This is a genomic window from Streptomyces sp. NPDC096132, assembly GCF_044763345.1.
Lineage (GTDB): Bacteria > Actinomycetota > Actinomycetes > Streptomycetales > Streptomycetaceae > Streptomyces.
This window is the reverse complement of the sequence record NZ_JBIWGA010000001.1, coordinates 906,537-918,933: the sequence shown is the minus strand read 5'-3', so window position 1 is coordinate 918,933 and position 12,397 is coordinate 906,537. Positions and strand designations below refer to the sequence as shown.

General features: G+C 71.0%; 9 protein-coding genes and 1 pseudogene. 6 read left to right on the top strand and 4 right to left on the bottom strand.

The features are described 5' to 3' along the window. Window positions 1–175: 175 nt before the first annotated feature. Window positions 176–1,807, top strand: coding sequence for a pyridoxal phosphate-dependent aminotransferase (locus tag ACIRF9_RS03925; RefSeq protein WP_403815792.1), 1,632 nt, complete (start codon window positions 176–178; stop codon window positions 1,805–1,807). A gap of 170 nt (window positions 1,808–1,977) precedes the next feature. Continuing rightward, a pseudogene (locus tag ACIRF9_RS03920) lies at window positions 1,978–2,583 on the top strand (transposase); the annotation flags it as partial. Window positions 2,584–2,687: 104 nt separating this feature from the next. Here the strand turns inward: ACIRF9_RS03920 and ACIRF9_RS03915 are convergent. Continuing rightward, window positions 2,688–4,949, bottom strand: a complete 2,262-nt coding sequence (locus ACIRF9_RS03915) for an MMPL family transporter (RefSeq protein ID WP_403815789.1) — start codon at window positions 4,947–4,949, stop codon at window positions 2,688–2,690. Between the two features lie 175 nt (window positions 4,950–5,124). Here ACIRF9_RS03915 and ACIRF9_RS03910 point away from each other — a divergent pair, with 175 nt between their 5' ends. The 3 genes from ACIRF9_RS03910 to ACIRF9_RS03900 all read left to right on the top strand — a co-directional run bounded on the left by ACIRF9_RS03910 (window position 5,125) and on the right by ACIRF9_RS03900 (window position 8,066). Beyond that, window positions 5,125–6,297: a sensor histidine kinase gene (locus tag ACIRF9_RS03910; RefSeq protein ID WP_403815786.1), complete on the top strand. Its 1,173-nt coding sequence runs from the start codon at window positions 5,125–5,127 to the stop codon at window positions 6,295–6,297. After that, complete coding sequence (locus ACIRF9_RS03905) at window positions 6,272–6,934, top strand: response regulator (RefSeq protein WP_403815783.1); 663 nt, start codon at window positions 6,272–6,274, stop codon at window positions 6,932–6,934. The genes ACIRF9_RS03910 and ACIRF9_RS03905 overlap by 26 nt, the downstream gene beginning before the upstream one ends. A gap of 364 nt (window positions 6,935–7,298) precedes the next feature. Then, window positions 7,299–8,066, top strand: coding sequence for an intradiol ring-cleavage dioxygenase (locus ACIRF9_RS03900; protein ID WP_403815780.1), 768 nt, complete (start codon window positions 7,299–7,301; stop codon window positions 8,064–8,066). A gap of 25 nt (window positions 8,067–8,091) precedes the next feature. On the opposite strand, the gene ACIRF9_RS03895 is transcribed toward ACIRF9_RS03900, so the two are convergent. Next, window positions 8,092–9,216, bottom strand: a complete 1,125-nt coding sequence (locus tag ACIRF9_RS03895; RefSeq protein ID WP_403815777.1) for an FAD-dependent monooxygenase — start codon at window positions 9,214–9,216, stop codon at window positions 8,092–8,094. 83 nt (window positions 9,217–9,299) lie between these two features. Between ACIRF9_RS03895 and ACIRF9_RS03890 the strand changes: the two genes are divergently transcribed. Then, the gene (locus ACIRF9_RS03890; protein ID WP_403815774.1) at window positions 9,300–9,857 is read left to right on the top strand and encodes a TetR/AcrR family transcriptional regulator; all 558 of its coding nucleotides are present in this window, start codon (window positions 9,300–9,302) and stop codon (window positions 9,855–9,857) included. 45 nt (window positions 9,858–9,902) lie between these two features. Here the strand turns inward: ACIRF9_RS03890 and ACIRF9_RS03885 are convergent, their stop codons facing one another. Next, window positions 9,903–10,559: a DUF4360 domain-containing protein gene (locus tag ACIRF9_RS03885; protein WP_403815771.1), complete on the bottom strand. Its 657-nt coding sequence runs from the start codon at window positions 10,557–10,559 to the stop codon at window positions 9,903–9,905. Window positions 10,560–10,717: 158 nt separating this feature from the next. Further along, window positions 10,718–12,337 (bottom strand): ADP-ribosyltransferase domain-containing protein, encoded by a 1,620-nt coding sequence (locus ACIRF9_RS03880; RefSeq protein WP_403815768.1) that lies wholly within the window; start codon window positions 12,335–12,337, stop codon window positions 10,718–10,720. Window positions 12,338–12,397 lie beyond the last annotated feature (60 nt).

Here is a 12,397-nt window from a genome sequence, read left to right as displayed (position 1 = left end):
CGGGCCCCCGGACGGCAAACCCCGCCCGCCGGTTCCCTAACTCACATTTTTTTCACACCCGTTGAACGGTGTCACTCACACCTGCGTATGTAAGAGCGGCCCGTGCTCCCCCGCGCGGGCCACCCAGACGACGGGCCCGGACGTCCCCACCGGACCCGCCCGATACGGAGGTTCCATGGCCGACAACGTCACCTCGTTGTTCCGCAGTACGGCGGCCCACAGCCCGTCGATGGCGGCGCTGACACGCGAGGGCGGGGACGGCACCGGCCCGGTCGACTTCTGTATCCCGTGCAACCCGTACTTCCCCACCCCGGCCATGATGGACACGATGTCGGCGCGGCTGCGGGACATCGTCACGTACTACCCGAGCAGCGCCGACACGATCACGGCCGAGCTGTGCAACCTGCTCCAGCTGCCGCCGAGCGCCGTCGCCATGGGCAACGGCTCCACCGAGCTGATCACCTGGATCGACCACCTGCTGGTCCGTGAGTCCCTCGCCATCCCCGTCCCCACCTTCGGCCGCTGGACCGACCAGCCGATGGAGACCGGCAAGCGGGTCGACATGTTCCCGCTCCAGGAGTCCAGCGGCTTCGCCCTGGACCTCGCGCAGTACGCCGAGTTCATCCGCACCCGGGGCACGCGGGTCGCCGTCATCTGCAACCCGAACAACCCCGACGGCGGCTTCCTGCACAAGCACGCGCTGGTGCAGTTCATGGACGCGATGGCCGACCTGGACCTGATCGTCATCGACGAGTCGTTCCTGGAGTTCGCCGACGCGGAGCAGGAGCCCAGCGTCGTCCAGGAGGCGATGATCCGGCCGAACGTCATCGTGCTGCGCAGCCTCGGCAAGAACTTCGGTCTGCACGGCATCCGCTTCGGCTACATGGTCGCCAACCCCTCCCTGGCCGGCAAGGTCCGCTCGATGCTGCCGAAGTGGAACCTCAACGCCTTCGCCGAGTACGTGGTGTTCATGCTCAAGGAGCACGGCCCCGAGTACATGCAGAGCCTGCTGCAGGTGCGCCGGGACCGTCTGGACATGGCCAGCCAGCTCTCCGCGCTGCCCGGCCTGACCGTCTACCCGTCCCAGGGGAACTTCCTCTTCGTGCGCCTTCCCGTCGGCGCCGAGGGCACCGTGGTCCGGGACAGGCTGCTCACCGAGCACCGCATTCTGGTCCGCGAGTGCGGTAACAAGATCGGCTCCTCCAGCCGCTTCCTGCGGCTCGTGGTGCGCCCCCAGGTGGACGTGCGTCGCCTGGTGTCCGGCCTGGAACAGGTGCTCTACGGGACCAGGAGGGGAGCCGCCGTGCCCGAGCTGGGCACCGGGACCAGCTACAGCTCGGGTACGGCGGCCGTGGACCGGCTGCTGGTCGAAGCCACCAACGGGGCCGGCATGCAGAACCTTGCCGCTCAGGCCGTCGGCATGCCGGGGCTGGTCGCGGCCCCGGCCGCCACCGGCATGCCGATGCAGGCGCCCGCCATGGCGCAGGCCGCCCCGTCCAACGGCGCCGGGATGCCGTTGCCGGCCGCCGCACAGGTCTTCCCCCAGCCTGTGCCCGCGGCCGCTCCGGCCCCGGCGCCGATCCCGGCCCCGGCCATGCCGGCGGCTGCGGCGATGATGGCTCCGGCCGTGCAGGCGCCGATGGCTCCCGCCGCGCAGACCCCGCCCGGGGTTCCGGCTCGGGGTGGGCTCACCGCCGCTCAGGTGCGGGGGACCAACGGGCTTGCGCCCGCGGCGGCTACCGGGTGGCCGAATGCTCAGCCCGCCCAGTCGTGGCCGAATGCGGCGGGGATGGGGCAGGTCGGGTAGCGCCGTGGGGGTGCTGGTGCGTGGCCGGGTGCGGGTTCGTCGTGGCTGGTCGCGCAGTTCCCCGCGCCCCTGGGAAAATGCATGCGCGTCCGGTTCTAGGGCGCGTATCGAGTCGTGATCATTGCGGGATGTGCCTTCGTGGCACGGTCCGGTCCGATAGACGGTCTTACGTGACGCGAGTGCAACTGACCGATGCGGATTGGGAGTTCATCGAGCCGTACCTGCCGATCGGCGAGTACGGACCGTACCCCGAGCGACTGCGGCAGCAGTTCGAGGGCGTGATCTGGCGGTTCAAGACGGGCGGGCAGTGGCGGGAGATGCCGACGGAGTTCGGCGCCTGTGCAACGGGCAAGAGACCGAAAGTGATCCCGCTCTGGAAGAACGACGACGCATCCGGCGTCGGCGGAAACTCCGGCTGAAGGCCGCCCTCCTCGGACGTTCCAGAGGCGGGCAGACCAGCAAGGTCCACCTCGCCGCCGACCGCAAGTGCCGCCCGCTGGCGTTCATCCTGACCACAGGCCAGGCAGCGGACAGCCCGCAGCTCATCCCCGTCCTGAAGAAGGTACGGGTACGCGGGCCGGTCGGCCGACCCCGCATCCGGCCCGGACGCGGTCACCGGGGACAAGGCGTACGCGTCCCGCGGAAACCGCGCCCACCTGCGCAAACGCCGTATCAAGGCGGTCATCCCGGGGAAGAAGGACCAGGCCGCCAACCGGAAGAAGAAGGGCTCCAGAGGTGGCCGACCCGTCAGTCACGACGCCGATCTCTACAAGGATGATCTGGATCAAGGACCTCACCAGGACCACCCGGTGATCACGACTCGATATGCCCCTGGGTGACGCGCTGAGGTGCCGGACGCCAAGGGCGGGCAGGAGTTGAGTCAACGGTCAACCAGCCGTGGACGCGGGGCCTCACCAGTGGATTCCGCGTCGGTGCCGACCGGGCCGCGGGGAAGCATCTGGTCCAGCCACTTCGGCAGCCACCAGTTGGTCCGGCCGAGGAGTGTCATGGTCGCCGGTACCAGCACCATGCGTACGACCGTGGCGTCGATGAAGATCGCGGTGGCCAGGCCGAGCCCGAACATTTTGGTGGAGGGGTCCTCGGCGACGGCGAAGGACAGGAAGACCGCCACCATGATGAGGGCGGCCGAGGTGATGATCCGGGCGGTGCGCGAGACGCCCTCAACGATCGCCCTGCCGTTGTCGCCGGTGCGCAGGTACTCCTCGCGTACGCGGGAGAGGAGGAACACCTCGTAGTCCATCGACAGGCCGAACAGGATGGCGAAGAGGAACATCGGGATGAACGACACGATCGGAACCGTCGCCTCCAGCCCGATGAGTGCGCCTCCCCAGCCCCACTGGAAGACCGCCACCATGATGCCGTAGGCCGCGCCGATGCTCAGCAGATTCAGCAGTACCGCCTTGAGCGGTACGAGTATCGAGCGGAAGACCAGCATCAGCAGCAGGAACGAGAGCGCCAGCACGGCGGCGACGAACACCGGCAGGCGTTGGCTGGTGCGTCGGCCCACGTCGGACAGGCTCGCGGCGGCCCCGCCGACGTGCGCCCTGGCCGGGCCTTGTCCGATCGCCGCGGGCAGCACCTCGGCGCGCAGCCGGGCGAGGGTGTCGGCCGTGGCCTCGTCCTGAGGGCTGGTGGTCGGGAACACCACGAGGGTCGCGACGCCGGTGGCCCGGTCGATGCGCGCCGGCGCGACGGACGCGATCCCCGGATCCGCCGCGACCCCCGCGACGAGACGGTCCACCACTCCCGGATCACCGGCGGGGTCCGCGGCGATGACGAGGGGACCGTTGGTGCCCGGGCCGAATCCCTCGGCGACGAGGTCGTAGGCACGGCGCTCGGTACGGCTTTGCGGCAGTGAGCCGTCGTCGGGCAGGCCGACGCGCAGGCCGAGCACGGGCAGCGTCGCGGTCAGCAGCAGCGCCGCGGCGCCGACCGCGTACGGCACCGGGTGCCGGCTGACGTGCCCGAGCCAGCGCCGCCACCCGGCGGCGGGGACGGCGCCAGCCGCAGTGTCCCGCCGTCGGCCGATGCGGCCCGACCGCCCGGCCCGAAGTGCCCGGCCGATCCGGCCGGCCCGGCCCAGCCGCGGGCCCGCCGCGCCGAGGAAGGCCGGCAGCAGCGTCACCGACGCGAGCACCATCGTCAGGACGACGATCGAGACGGCAACCCCGCCCACCGTCATGAACGGCACGTTCGCGACCGCCAGGCCGAGGATCGACACGACGACGGTGCCGCCGGCGAAGACCACCGGCCGTCCCGCCGTTGCCACCGCTCGTCCGGCCGCCGCCTGCGGATCGAGCCCGCACGCGAGGTACTCCCGGTGCCTGGCGAGCACGAACAGCGCGTAGTCGATGCCCACTCCGAGCCCGACCATGCTGCCCAGGACCGGTGCGAAGGTGGGGACCTCTGTCACCCCCGCCAGTACCGTCATCGTGGCGACCCCGACGGTCAGCCCGAAGACCGCCATGCCGATCGGCAGCGCGGCGGCGACGAGCGAACCGAACGCCAGGAACAGGATCGCGGCCGCGGCGAGGAGGCCGATCAGCTCGCTCGCGCCGCCGTCGGGGTCGGAGAAGACGTAGAAGAGGTTCCCGCCCATCTCGATGCGCAGGGGCAGCTCGGCGCGCAGCCGGTCGCCGAGATCGACGAGGGCGTCGAGGTCTTCGGCCGACAGCCGGCTCTGGTCGGGGTACTGCACCCGGACGACCGCGATCCGCCCGTCGGCCGAAACGAGGCCGCCGCGCACGGCGGTGTCCCCGCCCGCGTCGAGCGCCCCCGCCGGGTCGCTCGTGCCGAGCACGTGCGGCAGCCGCTTCACCTCGGCCCGCAGCCGCGTGAGAGCGGTGCGCGCGCCGTCGTCGTCGAAGAACGTCGCACCGTCGTCGAGGGGGGTGACGACCACTTGGGCGGTCATCCCCTCCTGGCCGGTGCCTGCCCGCTCGATCAGTTCCGCGGCCCGTCGGGAGTCCAGTCCCGGAGCGGTCATCGAGTCCGCGGTCCGCCCGCCGAAGGCGACGGCGGCGAGGACGGCGAGCGTGGCGGCGATCAGCCATGCCGCGATCACCCGCCAGGGATGGCGGGCGGCGCTTGCGCCCAGGCGCAACAGGGCTTTCGAGAGCATCGGGTCCTCCAACCACCTCGTTGGCCGTCCTTGTACGGCCGCCGATGCCGAGGCTCGTCGCCACGGCGCTCCGCGGCATCGGCCCGCGGGCCGCGGATCCGTCGGCCCCTGGGCGGAGTGACGAACCGTCCTTTCGGCCGATGCGCGGCACGCCGCGGTCCCTACGCTGAGAACCGTGCTGCGAGAAGACCTGCGAACCCTGTGGACCGAACCCCGGCCGCCCGACGCGCCCGCCCGGGTGCGGCGGGACTGGGCGCTGCTCGCCGTGAGCCTTGCCGGTGTGCTGCTGGAGGCCACCCTGCGCGAGAGCGTCGTGTGGCGGCCGGTGGCGGTGGTGTTCGCCGTATGGCTGTGCCTGCTGCCCCTGTGGCGCCGGACCCGCCCGCTGGCGATGGTGACGCTGGCGTTCGGCTCGGTGATCCTGCTTCAGGTGGCCTCGCTCGTCGCCGCACCGCGCGAGCCCGTCGGCCTGTACACCGGCGCGGTCGTGCTCGTGCTGGTGTACGCGCTGCCCCGGTGGGGATCAGGACGCGAGATCGTGCTGGGCGGCGCGATGATTCTCGCGGCCGGCGCGCTGTGTTCCGTCACGGACGAGACGCCGGTCGTCGAGAACGTCGTGGGCTTCGTCTTCCTGCTGCTGCCCGGCGTGTTCGGGGCTGCCGTGCGGTTCTGGGTGACCGCTCGCGAGCGGCAGTTGGAGCAAGTGCGGTCCCGCGAGCGCGAGCAGCTCGCCCGGGAACTGCACGACACGGTGGCCCACCACGTGTCGGCCATGGTGATCATCGCCCAGGCGGGCGGGGTGCTCGCGGGCGCCGACCCGTCCGCCGCCGTCGAGGCGCTGGAGGGGGTCGAGGAGGAAGGGGCACGCACGCTGGAGGAAATGCGCGCCATGGTCGCCGCACTGCGCGACCGCGGGGTCGGCGCCGAGCTGGCGCCCCCTGCCGGAGTCGCGGATCTGGAGCGCCTGGTGCGCACCCCGGGTGGTCGCCTCAAGGTCGACCTGGGGCTCGACGGCGAACTGGACGCGCTGCCCCCGGCCGTGGACGCGGCCGTCTACCGGATCGTGCAGGAGTCGGTGACCAACGCGCTGCGCCATGCGGTCGACGCGACCGAGCTCGTCGTTCGGGTCGCCGCGGAACGGCACACGGTACGGGTGAGCGTGCGCGACAACGGTCGGCGCACCGGCCGGGGTCGCGACGGATACGGACTTACCGGACTGCGCGAGCGCGCGACCCTGCTCGGCGGCACACTACGAGCCGGCCCGGGTACCGACCGGGGCTGGCATGTCGAAGCCGAACTGCCGAGAGCGAGGAGCGAGAGCGGTGTCCATTCGCGTCCTCGTCGCTGACGACCAGACGATCATCCGCACCGGGTTGCGGATCATGCTGAACGCCCAGCCCGGCATCGAGGTGGTCGGTGAGGCCGCCGACGGACAGGAAGCGGTACGTCTGGCCCGCGAACTGCGCCCCGACGTCTGCCTGTTCGATATCCGCATGCCCGTGATCGATGGGCTCGAGGCCACCCGGCTGGTCGCCGGCCCGGGCGTCGTCGACCCGCTGGTCGTGGTCGTCATCACCACGTTCGACCTCGACGAGTACGTCTACGGCGCGCTGCGTGCCGGCGCCCGCGGATTCCTCCTCAAGGACACGGGACCGGACCTTCTGGCCCAGGCCGTACGGTCGGCGTCCGACGGTGAGGCGCTCATTGCGCCCAGCGTCACCGTCCGTCTGCTCCAGGCATTCGCGGACCTGCCCGCCGGCCGGCCCGCGGCCCAGCCGGTCTCCCCCGTCACCGCCCGCGAGGAGCAGGTGCTCCTCGCCGTCGCTCGCGGGCTGACCAACACCGAGATCGCCGATGCACTGCACATCAGCCTCAGCACGGTGAAGACGCATCTGGCCAGCCTGATGGCCAAACTCGGCGCCCGCAACCGGGTCGAGATCGCGATGTGGGCCTACGAAACGCGCCGTATCCTCCCCGGAACCTGAGCCGGGTGCGAACAACCCTGCGGGTCAATACACCTAGTACGCCATCGGCCAGCCCGTGCGGCCGGTGACGCCGGTGGCACGGCCCACCTTTGACGATGTACGGCGCCGTGGTGGGGGGCAGGGCCAGCAGGATCGCGGCGGGGACGGCGAGCAGTGCTGTTCTGCGTGAGGTGGGGCTCATGCGGGCGGACCGTAAAATCGAACCCTTTGCGCGTCAACGCTCCACGCGCCCACTCGAAACTCTTCGAAAACCGTGCATCACCCACACGACTGTCGACACTTTGCCTTGCAAGTAACTTGACGGATGTTCACTTTACCGGTCTGACAGCCTCCCGACAGAAACCGTCCTTACGGTGCCGTGCTCATGACAGACACCTCGGAAACTCGCAGCCCCATCGGACGCCGTACGGTGCTGGTGGCGACGGGCGCAACCGCCGCCACCCTCGCCGTGGGCGCCGCCGCGTCGACCGAAGCCCCCACCGCCACGACGGCCGACACCGCTCCCGTCGCCGCCGCGGCCGTCTGCATCCTCACGAAGGAGATGACCGAAGGCCCCTACTACCTCGACGGACAGTACGTCCGTTCCGACGTCACCGAGGGCAAGGCCGGCATCCCGCTGAAGCTGGCCCTGACCGTGGTCGACGCCAGCAGCTGCGCCCCTCTCAGCAACGCCCTGGTGGAGATCTGGCACGCCGACGCCCTCGGCGAGTACTCCGGTTACGTCGGCAACAACGGCCACAGCGAGCCGGACGACGGCACCTTCCTGCGCGGCGGTGTGCTCACCAATTCCAGCGGGCTCGCCTCGATCACCACGATCTACCCCGGCTGGTACCGCGGCCGCTGCATCCACATCCACGTCAAGGTCGCCACCGGCGTCACGGTCTCCTCCGACGGGCACTTCTCCGGCGGCCAGGAGCTCCACACCGGTCAGCTCTTCTTCAACGAGACCATCACGACCGCCGTCGCGAAGGTCTCCCCGTACTCGACCAACACGGTCACCCGCACCACCCTCGCCCAGGACTCCATCTACGACGACGGAGGCGCCGCCTCCGGTCTGCTGACCCTGACCGCCCTGGGGAGCTCCACCTCCTCCGGGTACTCGGGCACGCTGACCCTGGGTGTCGACAGCTGAGCGTTCCCTGTCATCCGGCTGGGCGTCATCGCAACCGCGGTGGCGCCCAGTCCGCGTGTCGGAGGGCTGCGCGGAGGGTGACCCCGGACGGCGCCAGGCGCAGGGCCGTGTCGCGCAGGGCGACGGCGAGGGGGTGGGTCAGACCGTGCCCCATCCGGCCGGCCTGGCGGGCGGCGCGGGCGACGGACCCGGTGCGGCGGCGCCGTTCGCGGTCGTAGCGCCGCAGGGCCGAGTCGACCGAGGGCTCACAGGCCAGGCGGGCCGCCAGGACCACCGCGTCCTCCAGCGCCTGACTGGCCCCCTGACCGAGGTTCGGGGTCATGGCGTGGGCGGCGTCGCCGAGCAGGGCGACCCGGCCGACGGTGAACGCGGGCAGCGGGGTGACCAGTTCATGGATGTCGTGGTGGAGGACGTCCTCGGGGCGGGTCGCGTCCAGCAGGGCGGGGATGGGGTCGTGCCAGCCGCCGAAGCGCCGGCGCATCTCGGCGAGCGGGTCGGGGTGGCGCACGCCGGGCGGGACGTCGAGCACCGCGTGCCACTCGACCCGCCCGTCGACGAAGACGAGGTGCCCGAACTCGGCGCCCGGTCCCCAGGTCAGCTCCAGATCGGCGGGCGGGTCGAGGGGCGGGCGCTCGGTGATGGCCCGCAGGACCGTCGTACCGCTGTAGACGGCACCGGGGTGACGGGGGAACAGCTGGGCGCGCAGCCGGCTGTTGACCCCGTCGGCGGCGACGACGAGATCGGCGCCGCCGACGTCATTCAGGTCGGTCACCTCCTCGCCGTTCTTCACACACCCGTCGGGCAGCGCCTCGCGCAGGACGCGGTGCAGGTCGGCGCGGAGGACGCCGACGACGGGCGTACCGAGCCGGCGTTCCAGAGCGGCGCCGTCCATACGGGCCAGCAGCCGGCCGCCGGGGCTGCGGGTGCCGCCGGTGTACAGGGGTCGTACGACGGCCCGTACGGCCTCTCCCACACCGAGCGCCTCCAACGCCCGTACGCCGTTGGCATGCATGGAGATGCCCGCACCCACGTCCTCGAAGGCGGGAGCGCGCTCCAGGACCGTCACGTCCCAGCCGATCCGGCGCAGCCCGATCGCGGCGGCCAGCCCGCCTATGCCTCCGCCGACGACCACAGCGGTGCCCTGGCCCATGCGCACACTCCCCGCTCTTCTACAGATGTAGAGGGAGCGTACTCCTGGCCGTCACCCGCCCTCTACAGGTGTAGAAATGGGGGGTGGCCTCCGACCGACGTACCGTTCTCGCCGACGCGGCGATCTCCGTGCTGGCCGACGCCGGGATACGGGGGCTGACCCACCGTGCGGTGGACGGCGCCGCGGGGCTGCCGTCCGGTACGACCTCGGCGTACTTCCGCACCCGCCGGGCCCTGCTGACCGCCCTGGTCCGCCGGCTGGTCGAGCTGGACCAGGCGGAGCTGCGAAGGATCGGGGAGGCGACCCCGGTGCCGCGTGACGCGGAGGACCTCGTGAGCGGCCTGGTGGGCTTCTGCGCGCTCCGGCTCACCGGGGAGGGCCGGCGCCGCTCCCTCGCCCGGTACGCGTGCGCGATCGAGAGCGTGCACCACCCGGAGCTGCGGGAGATCCTCGTCCCGCGCGACAACGCGGCCCGGCGGGCGGTGACGGAGTTCCTCTCCGGGCACGGCGTCCGGGCTGCCGCGGACCGCACGGTCACCCTGCTCACCTGTGTGGACGGCCTGGTCTTCGACCACCTGGTCAACGGCGGAACGGTGTCGGCGGAGGAGATCAGGGGTCTGGTGGTGTCGGCTCTGCGCTGAACCGGCGGGCCGCCCGCCGCCCTCAGGCGACGGGCGGCCCCTCGGTCACTTACCGGGGCACTCCTTCCACGCCATGTGGTACACGGTGTTGATGTCGCCGTCGGTCGAGTCCATCGTCATGAAGCTGACCCTGGACGGCGAGGAGGTGCCCGCGTTGACGCGCAGCTCGGTGTTGATGTTGAAGTTGCGCTGGACTCCGCAGGGCGCGTAGACCAGGTTGGCCCAGTCGGTGGTGTCGGTCGCCTGCCAGTTGTCGTTCAGGGCGCCGTTGAACGTGTGGTTCTTGAACACCGTCTGCGACGAGCCCTGGAAGTAGTACGAGGCGCGCTGCACGGCGCTCGCCCCGGACTGGAGCGAGGCGAAGCCCCGGTAGTCCGCCTGGGCGATGGCGTAGGTGAAGCCGGACGGGACATGGACGACCAGGCTGAGCTGGCAGTTCTTGCGGAAGGCGGTCGGGTCCGAGTTGCCGCCCACCTGCGCGAGGTACTCGCTGTAGGTCACCGTGAAGGCGGTGTTGTCCTCGGAGACCGCGACGGCCGCCGATCCCGGGCGACAGCCGGAGCCGTTGACCGTGGCGACATCGATGACGATCTTGTCCGGGGGCGGGTCGACGAACACCGGCGACGAGGACGGGCTGTGCGCGGGTACCGCCGCGGTGACGAGGGCGGCGACAGCGCCGCCCAGGAGCAGTCCACTTGCCATGGGGGGTCTCTCCTCTTCGTTGAAGCATGGAGAACCTGTGAGGTTTCTGTGAAGAGCCGCGGCGATGGAATCGTAAGGAGACCCCCGGGAAGCGGCCAGGGCGAACTCCGGCCATTCACCCCGGCCCGTTCACACACCCGTTCAGGAGACCCACCCGTTCAGGAGACCAGGGGCTGTTCCTCGGACTCGGTCAGCCGTACGGTGCACAGGCCACCGCGTTCGGTCCTCACCTCGGTCACCTTCAACTGGGTGCCCGGCAGCAGGATGAACTCCTCCTCGCCCGTGAACGCGGAGAACTGGCGGATACCGACGGCCCGCGCGGGCCGCACCTCGAAGAGGGTCCGCTTGCCGCGGCCACCCAGGAAGGCGCGGGCCACGCCGAGTTCGGAGGTGCAGGACGACACGCCCCACCAGGTCACGGTCCGGCCGAGCGGGTACTGCGCCCGCAGGTCCAGCGGCACGCCGCGCCACAGCGGCTCGGTACGGACGGGCAGTCCCGACACCGCCGAGAACAGCAGCCGCAGATACGGCAGGTACGGGACCAGTCTCGACCGGTCGGGGTGGCGCAGAACGGCGTTGATCTCCCGGTAGAACGCCGACTCACAGGTGTAGAGGTAGAGCGCGGCGACCGCGTCGGCGGACAGGCTCCCCGCCTTCTGGTCCACGAGCCGCTTGCCGAACTCGTGCGACCGCTGGACATGCCGGTCGAGTCCGGACAGCAGCTCGGCGACGGGACCGACGGCGTCCCGGAAGTCCAGGAGCGGAGTGTCGAACACGCCCGTGATCTCGGGGAGGACGAGACCCTCGTCCTTGACGCTGGAGAGCCGCTCCAGATACAGCTGGTGCAGTTCCATGGTGGACGTGATGAACGCGCCCATGCGTTCGGCGACACCGCCGTCGGCCCCGCCGGCCTCCGCCGCCTGCTGGTCCCAGCCGCTGCTCGGCAGCCAGTCCACCGGTTCCGCGCCCACCGACGCGAGGGCGTCGTTGACCATCGAGAAGTGGTCGCCGTCGCAGAAGATGTCGCCCTGCGCGGCGGGGTTGCAGTGGTCGATGTGCCGGACCTCGACGTCCGGGTACTTCTTCTGGAGCCGCTGGACGACCGACTTCAGGCTGCGGGCATGCGCTCCCCACCACGCGAAGACGACCCCGCGGTCCTCCTCGTCCTCGGCGTTCTGCTTGGCCTTGAGGATCTCCTCGACGATCCGCTCCACGGCCGGACGCCAGAACGCGGTGTGCGGATCGGCCCCGCGCGGCCCGTCGCTGCTCGCGGTGAGGGCCGCGTTCAGCAGGAGCACGCCCTGGGTGAGCATCGCCTGGAACCACTCCGGCGGCGGGACGGTCTCCTGCTTCTTCAGCAGCGCGCGGATGTCGGCTATCGGCGTCTTCTTGGGGATGCCGTACTTCCACATCGCCGCCGCCTTGATGATGCAGCGGATGCTGACGACCCTGCCGAACTGGCTGTCCTTCCAGTCGTGGAAGGTGTTGTCGAACATGGCGATGCCCGTGGCGCTCTCCGGGCGCGGGTACGGGTTCTGCCCGAAGACGACGACCTTCCACTTGTGCGGCGGGTTCGGCTTGAGCGCCTGGAAGGTCAGTTCGCGGACGGGGACCACGTCGGAGCCGCGGCCCGGGCCGATGAACGAGGCGGCGCCCGGCTGCGCCTCGATGACGGGCTTGAGCAGCGGAAGCCACGGTTCACCGCCGCCCTTGAACAGTTCGGCGAGGGCCAGCGGGTCGTTCGGGTCGGGCTGCGCGGAGGCGTTGGCGTCGATCATGGCGGGGACGCTAGCAGCGGGGTACGACAACGCCGGTTCGTCCGAGGGGCGTTGTCAGTG

What these genes read in the sequence shown, in the direction of transcription:
- ACIRF9_RS03885 (WP_403815771.1), bottom strand. Translation starts at nt 10,559, where the DNA reads ATGGCAAGTGGACTGCTCCTGGGCGGCGCTGTCGCCGCCCTCGTCACC.
- ACIRF9_RS03900 (WP_403815780.1), top strand. Translation starts at nt 7,299, where the DNA reads ATGACAGACACCTCGGAAACTCGCAGCCCCATCGGACGCCGTACGGTG.
- ACIRF9_RS03880 (WP_403815768.1), bottom strand. Translation starts at nt 12,337, where the DNA reads ATGATCGACGCCAACGCCTCCGCGCAGCCCGACCCGAACGACCCGCTG.
- ACIRF9_RS03915 (WP_403815789.1), bottom strand. Translation starts at nt 4,949, where the DNA reads ATGCTCTCGAAAGCCCTGTTGCGCCTGGGCGCAAGCGCCGCCCGCCAT.
- ACIRF9_RS03895 (WP_403815777.1), bottom strand. Translation starts at nt 9,216, where the DNA reads ATGGGCCAGGGCACCGCTGTGGTCGTCGGCGGAGGCATAGGCGGGCTG.
- ACIRF9_RS03925 (WP_403815792.1), top strand. Translation starts at nt 176, where the DNA reads ATGGCCGACAACGTCACCTCGTTGTTCCGCAGTACGGCGGCCCACAGC.